This is a genomic window from Streptomyces sp. NPDC002787 (genome assembly GCF_053592095.1).
In genome coordinates this window covers 1-16,970 of the sequence record NZ_JBSFVC010000031.1, presented here as the reverse complement: position 1 = coordinate 16,970, position 16,970 = coordinate 1, and the positions used below count along the sequence as shown (strand labels likewise).

The 16,970-nt window shown below is 70.9% G+C and carries 15 protein-coding genes and 1 tRNA gene; 12 read left to right on the top strand and 4 right to left on the bottom strand.

Going from position 1 to position 16,970, the window contains the following annotated elements:
* Window positions 1-266: 266 nt before the first annotated feature.
* Both ACWD26_RS34770 and ACWD26_RS34765 read right to left on the bottom strand, forming a co-directional pair.
* Window positions 267-3,269 carry an SUKH-4 family immunity protein gene (locus ACWD26_RS34770; protein ID WP_451276089.1) on the bottom strand — a complete coding sequence of 1,001 codons (3,003 nt, stop codon included), beginning with the start codon at window positions 3,267-3,269 and terminating at the stop codon, window positions 267-269.
* Window positions 3,270-3,276: 7 nt separating this feature from the next.
* The gene (locus ACWD26_RS34765) at window positions 3,277-4,287 is read right to left on the bottom strand and encodes an SMI1/KNR4 family protein (RefSeq protein WP_451276087.1); all 1,011 of its coding nucleotides are present in this window, start codon (window positions 4,285-4,287) and stop codon (window positions 3,277-3,279) included.
* A 371-nt stretch (window positions 4,288-4,658) separates the two neighbouring features.
* On the opposite strand from ACWD26_RS34765, the gene ACWD26_RS34760 reads away from it, so the two are divergent.
* Together ACWD26_RS34760 and ACWD26_RS34755 are read left to right on the top strand one after the other, a co-directional pair.
* Complete coding sequence (locus tag ACWD26_RS34760; protein WP_451276085.1) at window positions 4,659-5,159, top strand: YwqJ-related putative deaminase; 501 nt, start codon at window positions 4,659-4,661, stop codon at window positions 5,157-5,159.
* A 153-nt stretch (window positions 5,160-5,312) separates the two neighbouring features.
* Window positions 5,313-5,804: an SUKH-3 domain-containing protein gene (locus tag ACWD26_RS34755; RefSeq protein ID WP_451276083.1), complete on the top strand. Its 492-nt coding sequence runs from the start codon at window positions 5,313-5,315 to the stop codon at window positions 5,802-5,804.
* 253 nt (window positions 5,805-6,057) lie between these two features.
* Here ACWD26_RS34755 and ACWD26_RS34750 read toward each other — a convergent pair whose 3' ends face one another.
* Window positions 6,058-6,819 carry a helix-turn-helix domain-containing protein gene (locus ACWD26_RS34750; protein ID WP_451276081.1) on the bottom strand — a complete coding sequence of 254 codons (762 nt, stop codon included), beginning with the start codon at window positions 6,817-6,819 and terminating at the stop codon, window positions 6,058-6,060.
* A gap of 222 nt (window positions 6,820-7,041) precedes the next feature.
* On the opposite strand from ACWD26_RS34750, the gene ACWD26_RS34745 reads away from it, so the two are divergent.
* Genes ACWD26_RS34745 through ACWD26_RS34735 form a run of 3 tightly spaced genes read left to right on the top strand, consistent with a single transcriptional unit; the run spans window position 7,042 to window position 9,493 of the window.
* Window positions 7,042-7,713, top strand: coding sequence for a DUF4097 family beta strand repeat-containing protein (locus tag ACWD26_RS34745; protein ID WP_451276079.1), 672 nt, complete (start codon window positions 7,042-7,044; stop codon window positions 7,711-7,713).
* A gap of 26 nt (window positions 7,714-7,739) precedes the next feature.
* The gene (locus ACWD26_RS34740; RefSeq protein ID WP_451276077.1) at window positions 7,740-8,711 is read left to right on the top strand and encodes an ATP-binding cassette domain-containing protein; all 972 of its coding nucleotides are present in this window, start codon (window positions 7,740-7,742) and stop codon (window positions 8,709-8,711) included.
* Complete coding sequence (locus ACWD26_RS34735; protein WP_451276075.1) at window positions 8,708-9,493, top strand: ABC transporter permease; 786 nt, start codon at window positions 8,708-8,710, stop codon at window positions 9,491-9,493. The genes ACWD26_RS34740 and ACWD26_RS34735 overlap by 4 nt, the downstream gene beginning before the upstream one ends.
* Window positions 9,494-9,626: 133 nt before the next feature.
* Here the strand turns inward: ACWD26_RS34735 and ACWD26_RS34730 are convergent, their stop codons facing one another.
* Window positions 9,627-10,976, bottom strand: a complete 1,350-nt coding sequence (locus ACWD26_RS34730) for a sensor histidine kinase (protein ID WP_451276073.1) — start codon at window positions 10,974-10,976, stop codon at window positions 9,627-9,629.
* Window positions 10,977-11,143: 167 nt separating this feature from the next.
* Between ACWD26_RS34730 and ACWD26_RS34725 the strand changes: the two genes are divergently transcribed.
* The 7 genes from ACWD26_RS34725 (at window position 11,144) to ACWD26_RS34695 (ending at window position 16,875) form a co-directional block, all read left to right on the top strand.
* Window positions 11,144-12,004, top strand: a complete 861-nt coding sequence (locus ACWD26_RS34725) for a hypothetical protein (RefSeq protein ID WP_451276071.1) — start codon at window positions 11,144-11,146, stop codon at window positions 12,002-12,004.
* Window positions 12,005-12,027: 23 nt separating this feature from the next.
* Window positions 12,028-12,102, top strand: a tRNA-Gln gene (locus ACWD26_RS34720).
* A gap of 122 nt (window positions 12,103-12,224) precedes the next feature.
* Window positions 12,225-13,673 (top strand): bifunctional UDP-N-acetylglucosamine diphosphorylase/glucosamine-1-phosphate N-acetyltransferase GlmU, encoded by a 1,449-nt coding sequence (gene glmU / locus ACWD26_RS34715; RefSeq protein ID WP_451276069.1) that lies wholly within the window; start codon window positions 12,225-12,227, stop codon window positions 13,671-13,673.
* 110 nt (window positions 13,674-13,783) lie between these two features.
* On the top strand, window positions 13,784-14,758 hold the full coding sequence (locus tag ACWD26_RS34710) for a ribose-phosphate diphosphokinase (protein WP_451276068.1): 975 nt from the start codon (window positions 13,784-13,786) through the stop codon (window positions 14,756-14,758).
* Window positions 14,759-14,960: 202 nt separating this feature from the next.
* The gene (locus ACWD26_RS34705; RefSeq protein WP_451276066.1) at window positions 14,961-15,554 is read left to right on the top strand and encodes a 50S ribosomal protein L25/general stress protein Ctc; all 594 of its coding nucleotides are present in this window, start codon (window positions 14,961-14,963) and stop codon (window positions 15,552-15,554) included.
* Between the two features lie 72 nt (window positions 15,555-15,626).
* Complete coding sequence (gene pth, locus ACWD26_RS34700; RefSeq protein WP_451276064.1) at window positions 15,627-16,229, top strand: aminoacyl-tRNA hydrolase; 603 nt, start codon at window positions 15,627-15,629, stop codon at window positions 16,227-16,229.
* Between the two features lie 112 nt (window positions 16,230-16,341).
* The gene (locus ACWD26_RS34695) at window positions 16,342-16,875 is read left to right on the top strand and encodes a hypothetical protein (protein WP_451276062.1); all 534 of its coding nucleotides are present in this window, start codon (window positions 16,342-16,344) and stop codon (window positions 16,873-16,875) included.
* The last annotated feature ends 95 nt before the right edge of the window (window positions 16,876-16,970 follow it).

Here is a 16,970-nt window from a genome sequence, read left to right as displayed (position 1 = left end):
TCCGCCGGACGCACACGAAATGATGATTTCGCGCACATCCTGATGGATCGGACGGAAGTGTTCATAACGCGACACTCCGTGCAAGGGGCACGGGAAGAGGCGGCGGGAGGAGGCGCGGGGCACGCGGAAGGGCCCGGCCGGTCGTACGAGACCGGGCCGGGCCCTGGCGACACACGGGGCGACAGGCGGGGACGAGCCGTCGCGACAAGCGGGAGGCGAGCCGTCGGCCGCCCGACCTGTGTGGGGCGGCCGTCAGCCGCGACGGATCACAGCAACCCGTCCCACATCTGCTCCAGCAGCACCGACCACCAGCTCTCCGGCGAGGCGAGCGCCGCCGGGTCGAGGGCGGCGAGCTGGGCCTGGAAGTCGACGGTCCAGCGGCCCGCCTGCTCCTGGTTCAGGCCGAAGCGAAGACGCCACATCCGGCCGAGCAGGGCGAGGCAGCGCGCGAACTCGGGCAGGCCCGTGTTCACGAACTGCGGCGGTACGGGCGCACCGCCCGGCCCCGCCTCCACCGGCACCGCCACGATGTTCGCCGTGCCGTACTGCACACACAGCGCCTTGCCGAAGTCGCTGCCCATCACCAGGTACGAGCCCGCGTCGGCCGCCGGCTGCACCCCGCGCTCCTGCGCGAGCTCCGCCAGCGTCGGCACCGGGCGGCCCGGCTGGGCCTGCGCCCAGAAGAACGGGCCCATGTCGACGGGCAGTCCGGCCACGACGAGCGTGTGCGCCACGATCGGCGGGACACCCTGCCGCGACACCGCCTGCTGGTCGAACCGGAACACCCCCGGTCCGAACACGGCCGCCAGCTCCTGCCCGATCGCCTCCGGCGGGACCGGCGGCGCCGGCGGCACCGGCGGCAACGGCGCCCGCACCGGCGCGGGCCGCGCAGGACCGTCCGCGACCTGGTGCAACTCGCCCTGGTGCGCGAGGAGTTGAGCCATGCCCTGCTGCCGGCTGGCATGGTCCTTGCCGTACGGGGCGATCGACGTGATGCGCGCGTTCGGCCACTGCTCACGGATCATCCGCGCGCAGTAGGCCCCCGGCAGCTCGCACGACTCCAGCTCCGTGTGCAGCTCCAGCACGGCCTCCGGCGGGATGTTCATCCCGCGCAGCTCATGGAAGATCTGCCACTCCGGGTGCGGCGTACCCGGCGCCGAACGCCGGATCACCTGCTGCTCGGAGCCGTCCGGCGCCCGGAACCGCAGGACGGCCTGATAGCCGGGTCCTACGGTCGGCTGCCCGGCGGGCGGCTGCGGATAGCCGTACGCCGGCGGAGCGCCCATCGGCTGCCCCGGCGGACCGGGGACCGGCCCGGGCGGACCCGGCTGACCGGGCATCCCCTGCGGGGCCCCCGGCGGCATCCCGGGCGGACCGGGCGGCTGCGGGACACCGGGGCCACCGGGACCACCGAGCGGCGGCCCGGCGAGCATCGTCTCGGCGTGGTGCACGGGTCCGGGGGCGCCCGGCGGCTGCCCGGGAGCCCCGGGCGCACCCGGACCGCCCACGGCGGGCCCGGCCAGCATCGTCGCCGCGTGGTGCACGCCACCGGCAGGCGTACCGCCGGGCGCATTCGGCGCACCAGGGGCACCGGGCGCACCCGGCGCGCCAGGACCGCCCGGCTGACCGGGGGCGCCGGGCATGCCAGGGGCGCCGGGAGGGCCCGGCTGCCCGGGCCGGCCAGGAGCCCCGGGAGGCCCCGGCGGCTGCGGCGCGCCCGGGCCGCCCACGGCGGGGCCGGCCAGCATCGTCGCCGCGTGGTGCATGCCACCCGGAGGCGTACTCCCGGGCGGATTCGGCGCACCGGGGGCGCCAGGAGCACCGGGCGCACCGGGACCACCCGGCTGACCGGGAGCCCCAGGCGAACCGGGACCGCCGGGGCCCCCGGGTCCACCAGGCTGACCCGGAGCGCCGCCCTCGGGACCGTCCGGGCCGAGGGAGGAGACCAGTTGCGTCGGGACGTACCCGCCCGCCGGAGTGCCCGGAGCCCCGGGCCCGGAGGGCGGCGGAGGCATGGCGCCCGGACGCGCGCCCGGGGCCCCTGGGGTGCCGGGCGGGGCAGGCGGCGGAGGCGTGCCCGGACCACCGCTCCGGCCGCCCCGGCGCGGAGGCGGCGCCGCCTTGCTCGTGGCGGCGTCGGCGATGTCACCGGCGTTGGCCGCCAGCGAACGGCCGGGCGGCGGCGTACCAGGGCCACCGGGCCCCTGCGGATAGCCGTACGAAGACCCACCCGGCGGCGGAGTCCCCGGACCCTGCGCGCCACCGGGCCCCTGCGGGTACCCGTACGACGGCGCGCTCGGCGGCGCACCCGGCGGCGGAGTCCCCGGACCCGTCGGCGGTTGCTGTTGCGGTTGTGAAGGGCCGCCGGGCGCGCCCTGGTCGGGGCCCGGGCCACCCACGGCCGGCGCCACCGTCGTACGCGGCAGCCGGCTGCCCCCGGACATCAGCGCGGTCTTGGCCTCCGGCGGCGCGCTGGGCGCGACCGGGGCGTCGTTCGCGTCGTTCACCTCGGACAGCTGCGGCGCGAAGACGGTATCCGGCAGGGGCACCGAACGGTCGTCCTCGGCCTCGGCGTTGGTGTCCGTCCCGGCCCACGGAGTCGCCCCCGCGGGCACCCCGGGCACCGCGTCCCGCGGCTCGGCGTCCCTCGGCGGCACCGCGTCGCGCACCTCGTCGTCCACCGACGCGGCGGCGGGCCACGGCGTGGCATCGGCCGGCGCGGCGGGCACCCCACGCCCGGCCGACGGCGACTGCCCCACCGGCCCCGGCAGCGTCTCGGGCATCGAACCGCCGCCCCCGGACACCCCGTTGGCGCCCGCGGAGTCCGCGGCGGCCGCCGGACGGGACCCGGCGCCGTCGGAGGCCCCGGCCCCCCGTCCCGGCCGGTGGTCCGGAATACCCAGCTTGTCCGCCGCGTCCTGCAACCACTCCGGCGGAGTCAGCAGGAACGACGTCTGGTTGAGATCCACCCGCGCCGGAGCCGCCGGCGCGGCAGCCGGAGCCGCGTCCGTACGGCCGTACTCCTCCTCGAAGCGGCGGATCACCTCACCCACCGGCAGCGACGGCCACAGCGTGGCCTCCCCGCTGTCCCGGGCGATGACCAGCCGCTGCGCGCCACCGTCGGACCGCGGGCCGTCCGCCCGGTCCTCGGCCCACACCACGAACCCGAGGTCGAACTCCCGCACCCGCACCTCACGGTGCTGGTAGGCCGGCAGGTCGCCGTTGATCCACTCCTCGGCGCGCTCCTGCGCCTGAGCGAACGTCACCATCGAAAACTCACTCCCCCACCGAAGACGCCGCGGCGCCCGCGGCGACCGGCACGGCACGTGCGAAGCCACCGTCCACCATCAGGTTGGCCACCGTCTCCAGTTCCGGCGGATTGCCCGCGAGCCGGGACAGGAACACGTCGAAGTCCTCACCGGCGGGGAGCAGCAGCCGCTCCACCCGCTCGGCCGGCGGCCACGTCGGATCGACGTCACGGGCGTCGTCGTAGGCGCAGAACCAGACCGACCCGATCCGGTCGCCCTTCACCTTCACCGCGAGCAGCCCGCCCTGCGCGAACGCCACCCCCAGGTAGTCCTTGGTGAGATGGTCGCGCAGACACTTGTTGACGTACACCAGGTCGTTGACGGCGGCCTCGTCCCGCACCGTGAAGAACGGCTGGTCCACCAACAGCCCCAACTCCGCGTCGAGCGCCGCCCCCACCGGAGCGCAGCCCCCGGCCGCCTTCAGGAACGACCGGTACGCGCCCGGCAGCCGGTAGCCGAGATCCTCCTCGACACCCTGCACCTGCGCCTCGGTCACCGCCACCGCCGACGACTTCGGCAGCCCGAAGTGCGCGGGCCGGGTCTCCTGCAACGGCCGCGTGCCCCGCTTGTGCTGGTCCACGCGCGCCGTCGCCACGCCCCCGTGATGCCGCAGCAGCGCCTTCACCTCGACCGGCACCAACTCCAGCCGCCGGCCACCCGGTACGTGATGCCACGTCCAGCCGTGCGGGGTCGCCACCGGCGGGATCGTGTCCCACAGCTCGTGCCCCGTCGCCGCCAGCGCCGCGTTCGCGGACACGTAGTCCGTCAACCGCAGTTCATCGACCCCGAACCCCTCCGGAGGATCGGCGATCTCCGCCGCGGCACGCGCATAGGGCGAGAAGTCCGGATAGCCGTGTGCGTCAACACGGACACCCCTCGGATGACGCGCGGCCCGGACCGGGTCCGGAAACTGCACGACCTGCCCGGCGTAGGCCGCGTTCGGCGGCGCGGCTTGCTGCCCGAGCCGACCTGTCGTCATGGCGGTAGCCCCCTGCGGCGTTCTGTGTGACCTGTTCTGGCTGGCTGCGAAAAGACCCGCGACGGGCCCGTTCCGACTCCCCGACCCGCCCTGCGCCCCTGCCCGATCGGCTCGCGACCAGCCCTCGATCTTGCCTCGGCCTGCTCTCGATCTACCCTCGAACACGGGACCCGTACGGGTCGCGGTTGTCGACAGCCTATGCGGTACGACGACACCGGTCACCGGGCCTCCGCTTCCGTGACCAGCCGTCACACCACCCTTACGCAACGCCGAAGCCCGGGCGTGTCGCACTGCCCCAGCTTCCGCACCCGCCACGCCGTTTGGCACTCTGTGTCCGCTGACGGGGGATGTAACAGGAGGGGATGAGGACCATGAGCGCGACGCAGGCGGGACCTTCGGGCGACCCTCGCATCGGCTGGAGCACGGCCGAACAGCCACACACTCCCGCCCTCCTCCACCGCCGCGACGGCATCCTGCCGACCGTGGCCGCCGCCCTCTCCGTACGCGGCGAGACCCTCACCGGCACCGCCGCCCGCGGCGACCATGCCCCGCCGCTGCACCCCCTGGTGCAGGAGTTCCTCGACTCCCTCGCCACCGACCGGCGCGACCGCTTCACCGGCCGCTGCGCGGAGGCCATCCTCATCTCCCGCCACATCACCAGCGCCGACGCCGCCCGCAGCAAGCGCGCCGCCCGCAGACCCATGACCAACGGCGAGGCCCGCAAGGCCCTCAAGCAGGCCAAACTCACCACCCGCCACATCCGCGAGGACGGCGACCCTCTCCACGGCGGCTTCGCCACCCCCTGCCGCTCCTGCACCGCCCTCAGCGCCCACTTCGGCGTCCGCATCGTGGACCCGACACAGGGCAACTGACGGGAACCCCGTCCCGGGAAGATCGCGTCAGAAACCAGGAAACCGCCCCGGAAACACGGACCCACCTGGTACGCCGATGTCCCGGCCGTACTCCCGGCCACACTCCCGACCACAGTTCAAACCGCACACGAACCCCCGACGAACAAAGGGCAGATGCACACCGACCGCACCTCCACGCGCTTCTCCGTACCCGTCGACGCCGCCCTGCGCGCCGCCGGGTGGCAGCCGGGCCGCTGGGACATAAAGCAGGCGGAAATCTGGGCCGACACCCTCCGCGAGCACACCTCCCCGGCCGGCCACCGCCACGCCGTCTTCCCGGCGGCGGTCGAGGCCTGGGCCGAATTCGGCGGCCTGCGCCTCACCGCCCAGGGCCCCGGGCGCCAGCTCGCCCCCGCCGACCTCCACCTCGACCCGCTGCACGGCCTCCACATGGCCCGCACCCTCGGCGACCTCGGCCGCGCCCTCGACACCGAGGTCTGCCCCCTCGGCCACGAGACCACCACCCGAGCCCTCATCGCCATCGACACCGAGGGCCGCGTCTACGCCCTCGACCACACCGGCGACTGGTACCTGGGCGCCACCATCGACACAGCCCTCACCACCCTCCTGGCCGGCCTCGCCCCGACACGCCTGACGTCCGGCTGAGCCCGCCAACCGCCGACCGAGGGCCCGCCGGGGCCGAGGGCCCACCATGCTGAGGGGCCGAGGAGTTGAGGGACCGTCCGGATGACCGGTATACGGGCCGACCGGTGACGAACTGACGGGCTGCCAGCCCGACCGGACGACGGGCCGACGGGCCGACGGGCCGACGGGCCGACGGGCCGACGGGACAACCGGCTGAGGGACCGACGGGCCGACCCGCTGCCCGACCGACGGGCCGACCGCTGACGAGCGACCTCTATCCGCGGTCCGTACTCGGCCCGGCGGCCGTGTCGCCCGGAGGTGTTCCGGGCTTCGTGTGGAGGATCTCGCGCGCCTGTTCCGCGGCGCGGACGGTGCTCTCGGAGACGAAGTCGAGGAAGCGCGCGACGTTCTCCAGACGGGTGCCGGCCGGAGTGCCGGGGCCGAACACGCCGACGCCCTGCCGTGCGATCTCGACGATCTGGTCGAGGGAGCGGGCGCTGGCCATCATCGACTGGTACCAGACGTCGTCGTCGACGACGTAACGCTCGCGGCGGCCTTCGTCCCGTTCCCGGCGCACCATGCCCTGACTGTCGAGGAACGCGATCGCCTTGGAGACGGACGCCGGGCTGACCTGCAGACGCTGGACGAGTTCGGACGCGGTGAGGCTGCCCGTGTCGGTGAGGGTGAGGCAGGCCATCACCCGCGCCATCATCGTGGGCATGCCCGAGGCCATCATGACGGTGGTGAACGTCTCCTCGTACTCGTGTACGGCCTCGACGTCACGCCCATGGGCCGGCGCGGGCGCCTTCGGACCGCCTCGGGGCCCGGTGCTCCTGCGGCGGTGCGCACGGCGCTCGGTGGCGCGGTGGGCGAGGTCCGCGCGGTAGGCGGTCGGGCCGCCGTTGCGTATCACCTCCCGCGTGACCGTCGAGGTCGGGCGGTCGAGGCGCCGGGCGATCTCGGCGTAGGCGAGGCCGTCGGCCAGCCCCAGCGCGATCTGCTGACGTTCCTGCTGGGTGAGCCTGCCTCCGGGCATCGCGGTCTCCTTCGTACTCCTCGGATGCCTCCACCATAGCGTTCACCCGCATTACATTGCAACGGACGCTCTGGGTTCATTGCGTTAAATCCACAACCATTGCAACACTTTCTCGGCTCTCACCTGCAGCTTCAACGAATAGCCGCAACGAACTTGTTGCTATAACAACAAACGCAACGTAGCTTTTCCATCGTCAGAAACGACGAGCCGCAGGAGCCCACCATGCAGAAGTTCGACACCCCCGCCCCCATCTCCGCCGTCCTGAACATCCCCGCCGGACGCGTGCAACTCATCGCCGCCGACCGGCCCGACACCACCGTCGAGATCCGGCCCGCCGACGCCGCCAAGGCCCGCGACGTCAAAGCCGCCGAGCAGACCACCGTCGACTACCGCGACGGAGTGCTGCGCATCGAGGCCCCCAAGGCGAAGAACGAACTCTTCGGCCCCTCCGGAACCCTGGAGGTGACCGTCCAGCTCCCTTCCGGCTCCCGCGTCGAGGCGAAGGCGGCCGGCGCCGAGTTCCGCGGCGTCGGACGACTCGGCGACGTCACCGTCGACGGCGCGCACGGACAGGTCAAGTTCGACGAGACCGCGAGCGCCCGCCTGACCCTCCTGGCCGGCGACGCCACCGTCGGCCGCCTGGGCGGCCCCGCCGAGATCACCAGCGGCAAGGGCGACGTACACGTCACCGAAGCCGTACGCGGCACCGTCACCCTGCGCACCGGACACGGCGCGATCTCCATCGGCGCCGCCGCCGGCATCTCCGCCTCCCTGGACGCCGGCACCTCCTACGGCCGGATCCACAACGCGCTCAAGAACAGCGAAGGCGCCGCCGCCCAGCTCGACATCCACGCCACCACCGGCTACGGCGACATCACCGCCCGCAGCCTCTGACCCGCCCCCACCCAAGGAGCACCCTCATGACCGACCTGGCCATCGCGGCGAACGGGCTGCACAAGACCTACGGCGACAAGACCGTCCTCGACGGCATCGACCTGGCCGTCCCCGAAGGAACGATCTTCTCCCTGCTCGGCCCGAACGGCGCCGGCAAGACCACCGCCGTCAAAATCCTCTCCACCCTCATCTCACCCGACCCCACCTCCGGCACGATCCGCGTCGGCGGCCACGACCTCGCCACCGACCCACAGGCCGTCCGCGCCGCGATCGGCGTCACCGGCCAGTTCTCCGCCGTCGACGGCCTGATCACCGGCGAGGAGAACATGCTCCTCATGGCGGACCTGCACCACCTGTCCAAACGCGAGGGGCGACGGGTCACCGCCGAACTCCTGGAACGCTTCGACCTCACCGAAGCCGCCAAGAAGCCCGCCTCCACCTACTCCGGCGGCATGAAACGCCGCCTCGACATCGCCATGACCCTCGTCGGCAACCCCCGGATCATCTTCCTCGACGAACCCACCACCGGCCTCGACCCCCGCTCCCGCCACAACATGTGGCAGATCATCCGCGAACTCGTCACCGGCGGCGTCACCGTCTTCCTCACCACCCAGTACCTGGAAGAGGCCGACGAACTCGCCGACCGCATCGCCGTCCTCAACAACGGCAAAATCGCCGCCCAAGGCACCGCCGACGAACTGAAGCGGCAGATACCCGGCGGACACGTCCGCCTCCGCTTCACCGACCCGACCGCCTACCGCTCCGCCGCCACCGCACTCCGCGAGGCCACCCCCGACGACGAGGCCCTCGCCCTACAGATCCCCAGCGGCGGCACCCAACGCGAACTGCGCGACGTACTCGACCAGTTGGACACCGCCGGCATCGAAGCCGACGAACTGACCGTCCACACCCCCGACCTCGACGACGTCTTCTTCGCCCTCACCAGCCCCGCCGACGCTCCCACCCGCACCGACCAGCCCAAGGAGACCGTCCGATGAGCTCCCTCACCCTCGCCGTCCGCGACTCGTCCACCATGCTGCGCCGCAACCTCCTGCACGCGCGCCGCTACCCCTCCCTCACCCTCAACCTGCTCCTCACCCCGATCATGCTGCTGCTGCTCTTCGTCTACATCTTCGGCGACGTGATGAGCACGGGCATCGGCGGCAGCGACCGCTCCGACTACATCGCCTACATCGTCCCCGGCATCCTCATGATGACCATCGGAGGCACCGTCGTCGGAACCGCGGTGTCCGTCTCCACCGACATGAACGAGGGCATCATCGCCCGCTTCCGCACCATGGCGATCCACCGCGGCTCCGTCCTCATCGGACACGTCGCCGGCAGCGTGCTCCAGTGCGTCGCCAGCGTGGTCCTCGTCGGCGCCGTCGGCGCCGCCATCGGCTTCCGCTCCACCGACGCCACGGTCCTGGAGTGGCTCGCGGCGCTCGGACTGCTCGCCCTGTTCTCCCTGGCGCTCACCTGGATCGCGGTCGGCATGGGCCTGTCCAGCCCGAACGCCGAGGCCGCCGCCAACAGCGCGCAGCCACTGGTCCTCCTGCCGCTCGTCTCCAGCGCCTTCATCCCGGCCGACTCGATGCCCGGCTGGTTCCAGCCCATCGCCGAGTACCAGCCCTTCACCCCCGCCATCGAAACCCTGCGCGGACTGCTCCTCGGCACCGAGATCGGCCACAACGGATGGCTCGCCACCGCCTGGTGCCTCGGCCTCGCGATCCTCGGCTACTTCTGGTCGACCTCGAAGTTCAACGACGACCCGAAGTAACCGCCATGACAACGCGGGCCACACCCCGCCACCCGTCCCACCCAAGGGCGGCGTCCCCGACACACCACGTCGGAGTACGCCGCCCTGTCTCACACGCCAAGCGCCCTCACGCCCCCGGGAGGCCGGCACACCCTCACGCCGCCGGAATCACCGCGGACACCCGAAAACCCCCGGCCTCCGTAGGCCCGGACACAAAAACGCCCCCCAGCTCAGCCACCCGCTCCTTCATCCCGAGCAAACCGTTCCCCCCACTCGGCAGACGCGCCGCCCCCGCCGCCCCCGGCTCCGGCGGCGGACCGTTCTCCACCTGCATCGCGATCTCCGCCGCCCGATGCGCCAACCGCACATGCGTCTTCGCCCCCGCCGCATGCTTGTGGACGTTCGTCAACGCCTCCTGCACCACCCGGTACGCCGTCTGCTCGACCTCGGCCGCATACACCCGCACCTCCCCCTCCACCGACAACTCGACGACCATCCCCGCAGCCGCCGACTGCCCCACCAACACCTCCAGCTCAGCCAGACAAGGCCCCTCACCCGCCTCGTCCTCAGCCCGCGAAGCCGCCGCCGCGGCCGCCGCCCCCACCGCCGCCAAAGGCACCGGAGCCGGCCCCGACACCGCGTCCACCCGCGCCATCGACGAGAAACCCTCCCCCGACCGCAACACCCCCAGCATCTCCCGCAACTCGGTCAACGCCTGCCGCCCCATATCCCCCACAAGCGCCGCGTTCCTCACGGCCTTCTCCGGATCCTTCCGCGCCACGGCCTGCAAAGCGGCCGCATGCACGACCATCAAACTCACCCGATGCGCGACGACGTCATGCATCTCCCGCGCGATCCGGGTCCGCTCCTCCCCCCGAGCCCACTCCGCCCGCTCCTCCGCCCGCTCCGCGAGCAACTGCAACTCCCGCTCCAACGAATCCGCACGCTCCCGCAGACTCTCCATCAACCGCCGCCGCGCCCCCACATACAGCCCCAGCAGCACCGGCGGCGCCGTCAGCCCGATCGCCATCGTCAGAGCCAGGAACGTCGCGAAGGCCTCCCCGCCACCGACCGCCCCGTCCCCCTGCATATTGCTCTGCCGCGCCTGCACGAACCACACGATGAACACACCGACGAACGCCATCCCCGACAACGCCGCGATGATCCGCCGCGGCGCCTCGGACGCCGCCAGCGTGTACAGCCCCACGAGCCCCATCAGATACCCCATCTGAGCGGGCGCGACAGCGATGAAGACGAGCACGACGGCAACGGGCCACATCCGCCGCACCAGCAGCACGGAACCGGCGAGCGCCCCGAACACCACCCCCACGGCCTCCGGCAGCCCGGCGCTCTGCGCGAACTCGACACCCTCGACCGAACACTCGACCGCCGACACCAACGCCAGCCCACCGTCGAGCAGGGCCCCACGCCACCGCTCCCACCACCACGGCCCGGCCCTGTCCTCCGCCCCGGCCCCGGTGTGGTCTTCCCCCGTCGTGGTCATAACCCAAGCCTACGTTCGAGCGCCCCCGCTTTTCCGGCGAGTTTCCCGTACGGGCCTACACCACGCCCCACATTCGAACAGAAGCGAAACCACCCGGTATCCCTCGAACTGCCGAATCGCCCACCGTTCGATCCCGGAACGCATCATTCCGCCTGGACGGTATGCCCATGGCACATCCACACAACAAGTACGCCGACTTCGAGGGGCTCCGGGAGCGGGCTGTCGCCCTGCGCCGGGCAGGACGCAGCCTGCGGCAGATCAGAGACGAACTCGGCGTCCGTAACAACGAAACACTTCAGCGACTCGTTGAAGGCGAACCACCTCCGGAATGGACGAAGCGCCCCAACGCGAAGGACGACCTCCGCGAGAAGGCGCGAGAGCTTCGGCGACAAGGCTGGACGTACAACCAGATCCAGGCCGAGCTGGGTTGCTCGAAAAGCTCGGTGTCACTCTGGGTGCGCGACTTGCCGACACCGGAGCCGCACCGCACACCCGAGGAGCAGCGGGCACGGATGAACGCCGGACTCACACGACTGCGGGCGGAACAGGGCCGCGAGCGTCAGGCCGTCAAGCAGGCTGCGGCAGCAGCGGTCGGTGGGCTCTCGGACCGTGAGCTGTTCCTTGTGGGTGTCGGCCTCTACTGGGCCGAGGGCTCCAAGGACAAGCCCTACCGCCGCACCGAGGTCCTGCAATTCATCAACAGCGATCCGAACATGATCAGAGTCTTCCTGCGCTGGCTGGCGCTCCTCGACGTGACATCAGACCGCTTGACCCTGCGAGTCAGCATCCACGAGTCCGCAGACGTTGAGGCCGCGGAGAAATATTGGGCCGACATCGCCGGCGTCGACGTGTCCGCATTGAGCAAGGCCACGCTCAAGAAGCACAACCCACGCACAGCCCGAAAGAACACGGGCGAGACCTATCATGGCTGCCTGACCATCTACGTCCGACAGAGCGCCGATCTATACCGTCGCACGGAAGGCGCCTGGTACGGCATAGTAGAAGGCGCCACTCGACAGCCCGACTAAATGTCCGGTTTGGTTGAGAATGATCCCCTGTGGTGTAATTGGCAGCACTGTGGCTTTTGGTGCCATATGTCCGGGTTCGAGTCCTGGCGGGGGAGCCAAGCACAGTTCGGGTCCTGACCCCAGACAGACGGGTCAGGACCCGCTCACATTTCCCCCTCACAACGCCCCGGTATCCTGCGGATGTCCACACCTCACCCATCCACAGCCGAAGGGCATCCCCGTGAGCGCAACCCGCCCGGCAGCCGTCGTCGTCCTCGCAGCGGGTGAGGGCACCCGTATGAAGTCGGCCACACCGAAGGTTCTGCACAGCATCTGTGGCCGCTCCCTGGTCGGCCACGTCCTCGCCGCCGCGCGCGAGTTGGACCCGGAGAACCTCGTCGTGGTCGTCGGGCACGCCCGCGAGCAGGTCACCGCACATCTGACCGAGGTCGACCCGGGCGTACGTACGGCCGTCCAGGCGGAGCAGAACGGCACGGGGCACGCCGTGCGGATGGGGCTGGAGGGGCTCGGAGAGGTAGTCGACGGGACCGTGGTCGTCGTCTGCGGCGACACCCCGCTGCTCACCGGCGCCACCCTGAGGGCCCTCGCCGCCACCCACTCCGCCGACGGCAACGCCGTGACCGTGCTGACCGCCGAGGTCCCGGACGCCACCGGGTACGGCCGGATCGTGCGGGACGGCGCCTCGGGTGCCGTGACCGCGATCGTCGAGCACAAGGACGCCACCGAGTCGCAGCGCGCGATCCGTGAGATCAACTCCGGGGTGTTCGCGTTCGACGGCCAGCTCCTCGCGGACGCGCTCGGCAAGGTCAGGACCGACAACAGCCAGGGCGAGGAGTACCTCACCGACGTTCTCGGGATTCTGCGCGAGGCGGGTCACCGGGTCGGTGCGTCCGTCGCCGGCGATCACCGGGAGATCGCGGGGATCAACAACCGCGTGCAGCTCTCCGAGGCCCGCCGCATCCTGAACGACCGGCTGCTCACCGAGGCCATGCTCGGCGGGGTGACGGTGATCGACCCGGCCACCACCTGGGTCGATGTCACCGTGACGTTCGAGCAGGACGCCGTCATCCACCCCGGCACCCAGCTCCTCGGGGCGACGCACCTCGCCGAGGGCGCGGAGGTCGGTCCGAACAGCCGGCTGAAGGACACGACGGTCGGGGCCGGCGCGCGCGTCGACAACACGGTCGCGGACGGGGCGGAGGTGGGTCCGCAGGCGAGTGTGGGACCGTACGCGTATCTCCGCCCGGGTACCCGTCTCGGTCTGAAGTCCAAGATCGGTACGTATGTCGAGACGAAGAACGCGAGCATCGGCGAGGGGACGAAGGTCCCGCATCTGTCGTATGTCGGTGACGCCACGATCGGCGAGTACTCGAACATCGGTGCGGCGAGCGTGTTCGTGAACTACGACGGTGAGCACAAGCACCACACCACCGTGGGGTCGCACTGCAAGACGGGTTCGGACAACATGTTTGTGGCGCCTGTCACCATCGGGGACGGTGCGTACACCGCCGCCGGGTCCGTGATCACGAAGGATGTGCCGCCCGGTTCGCTGGCCGTGGCCCGTGGCCAGCAGCGGAATATCGAGGGTTGGGTGGCCCGTAAGCGTCCGGGGAGCGCGTCGGCCAAGGCTGCCGAGACGGCTTCCCGGGAGGGCGAAAGCGGAAGCTGACCGGAAACAGGTGCGCCGAGGACGTCGTACCGTGATAAGTGCACACCCGCACCCCAGCTGAGCGAGCGGTTTTCGCGTGCCCGGCTGAGAACCTCTGAGGAGACAGTGCTGTGACCGGGATCAAGACGACCGGCGAGAAGAAGATGATGTTCTTCTCCGGCCGCGCCCACCCCGAGCTTGCCGAGGAGATCGCCCAGCAGTTGGGTGTCGGGGTTGTCCCGACGAAGGCCTTCGACTTCGCCAATGGTGAGATCTATGTCCGTTACGAGGAGTCGGCCCGTGGTGCTGACTGCTTCCTGATCCAGAGCCACACGGCTCCGATCAACAAGTGGATCATGGAGCAGTTGATCATGATCGACGCGCTGAAGCGTGCGTCGGCCCGCTCCATCACGGTCATCGTGCCGTTCTACGGTTACGCGCGGCAGGACAAGAAGCACCGTGGGCGTGAACCGATCTCGGCGCGTCTGGTCGCGGATCTGATGAAGACGGCGGGTGCGGACCGGATTCTGGCCGTGGATCTGCACACGGACCAGATTCAGGGCTTCTTCGACGGGCCTGTCGATCATCTGTTCGCGCTGCCGCTGCTGGCGGACTATGTGGGCGCGAAGGTGGACCGGAACAAGCTCACGGTGGTCTCGCCGGACGCGGGTCGCGTGCGGGTGGCGGACCGTTGGTGCGACCGTCTCGGCGCGCCCCTCGCCATCGTGCACAAGCGGCGTGACAAGGACGTGGCGAACCAGGTGACCGTCCACGAGGTCGTCGGTGAGGTCAAGGGCCGGGTGTGTGTGCTGGTGGACGACATGATCGACACCGGTGGGACCATCTGTGCCGCGGCGGACGCGTTGTTCGCGCATGGTGCGGAGGACGTGATCGTGACGGCGACGCACGGTGTGCTGTCGGGTCCGGCGGCGGACCGGCTGAAGAACTCGAAGGTGAGCGAGTTCGTGTTCACGGACTCGCTGCCGACGCCAGGTGAGCTGGAGCTGGACAAGATCACGGTGCTGTCGATCGCGCCGACGATCGCGAGTGCGGTGCGTGAGGTGTTCGAGGACGGTTCGGTGACGAGCCTGTTCGACGAGCAGTAGAGCTCGTCGGCGATCTCCGGCGATCGTTGGAGATCGTTTTGGGTACGGCCTTCCTCTCCGAGTAGACTGCTCCAGTTGCTCGGCGAGGGAGGCCGTACTCCGTTTCACGGACCGTACGGCGATCCGTTATCGACGCGCTCTTCGTAGCAGGCCGTTCGTGGCCGGGTGACCACGTCCGTCCTACTTTCTACGAGGAGTGATCATGTCCGAGGTGAAGCTCGCCGCGTCGACGCGTACCGAGTTCGGCAAGGGCGCCGCCCGCCGTATCCGCCGTGACTCCAAGGTTCCCGGTGTTCTGTACGGTCACGGTTCCGACCCGCTGCACCTGACCCTGCCGGGTCACGAGCTGCTGCTCGCGCTGCGTACTCCGAACGTCCTGATTTCCCTGGACATCGACGGCAAGACCAGCGAGCTGGCGATCCCGAAGTCCGTGCAGCGTGACCCGATCAAGGGTTTCCTGGAGCACGTCGACCTGCAGCTGGTCCAGCGCGGCGAGAAGGTCACGGTCGAGATCCCCGTGCACACCGAGGGTGAGCTGGCGGCGGGTGGCAACCTGCTGGAGCACGTGCTGAACGCGCTGCCGGTCGAGGCCGAGGCCACGCACATCCCCGAGTCCGTCACGGTCTCGGTCGAGGGCCTGGAGGCCGGTGCCTCCATCCTCGCGAAGGACATCACCCTGCCGAAGGGCACCACGCTGGCCGTCGACGGTGACGCCGTCGTCCTGCAGGTCCTGGCCGCGCAGGCGGAGGAGCCGTCGGAGGAGTCCGCCGAGGGCGAAGAGGCCGCCGAGGCCTGATCCTCGCTCTGTTTTCGGTTCGTCAGCCGCTGTTCCCTTCAGGGGGCAGCGGCTGGCGCGTATCAAGGAGACATGCACGTGACGACCGATCCGAGCGCCCCCTGGCTGATCGCCGGCCTCGGCAACCCGGGGCCCGAGTACGCGGCGAACCGGCACAACGTGGGGTTCATGGTGGCCGATCTGCTGGCCGAGCGGATCGGGGGGAGGTTCAAGCGGGCCGGGAAGGCGCAGGCGCAGGTCGTGGAGGGGCGGATCGGGCCGCCTGGGCCGGGGAACCGTCGGGTGATCCTGGCCAAGCCGATGTCGTACATGAATCTTTCGGGCGGGCCGGTGACCGCGCTGCGGGACTTCTACAAGGTGCCGGTGGCGAACATCGTGGCGATCCATGACGAGTTGGACATCGATTACGGGACGCTGCGGCTGAAGCTCGGTGGGGGTGACAACGGTCACAACGGGCTGAAGTCGATGACGAAGGCGATGGGGTCGGACTATCACCGGGTGCGGTTCGGTATCGGTCGTCCGCCGGGCCGTATGCAGGTGGCGGACTTCGTGTTGAAGGACTTCTCCTCCGCCGAGCGCAAGGAGTTGGACTACTTCGTGGACCGGGCGGCGGACGCGGTGGAGTGTCTGGTGATCGAGGGGCTGGAGCGGGCGCAGGGGACGTACAACTCGTGAGTGCGGGGGCGGTCGTCGAGCCGTACGAGTCCCGAGGCGATCCGGACAAGTCCTGATTTCGCCGTCCTAGGCGCTGGCCTGCGAGGGTTGACCGACCGCTGTGCCATGGCCAATGATCCCCGCCATGCCTGAGACCAAAGCCCCCGCTCCCCGTTCGCGGCGCCGTCCGCGCCCGGGTGGCGGGGGTGCGTCGGTCGCGTTGCGGTACGGGCGGCTGGCGGCGATGGGTGTGGTGGCGCTGGTGATCCTGGTCGCCGGGGTGTGGGGTTCCTGGGGCTGTGCCCAGCACGTGATGCTGAGCAAGGGGCGTGAGCAGGGGACGATGACGGTGTCCCGCTGCGACGGCGAGGTCTGTTGGGGGCCGTACGAGCCGGTGTCGACCGGGTCGCAGGCGCGGAACCGGGTCGACATCGAGCGGTCGGTGGCGGTGGAGACGGGCCGGACGTACACGGTGGTCGTGAAGCCGGGCAGCAGTGATGTGGTGCGGACGGGTACGGCGGGGCTGTTGCACGCCTGGGTGCCGTTGGGCGGCGCGCTGCTGCTTGCCGCGGTCGTGGTCGCGGGTGGGTTGCGGATGGTGCGGTCGGCGTGGGTGCTGGGCGGGCTGGGCGTCGCGCTGATCACGGCGGCGTGGGTGGCGCTCTGAGGCGGGTTGTCGGCTGACGGTCCGGTGGACGGTGTCGGGACGGTGGCGGCGACCGCACGGCCACCACCCGCCCCGAAGGAGACCCCGGGTACGGC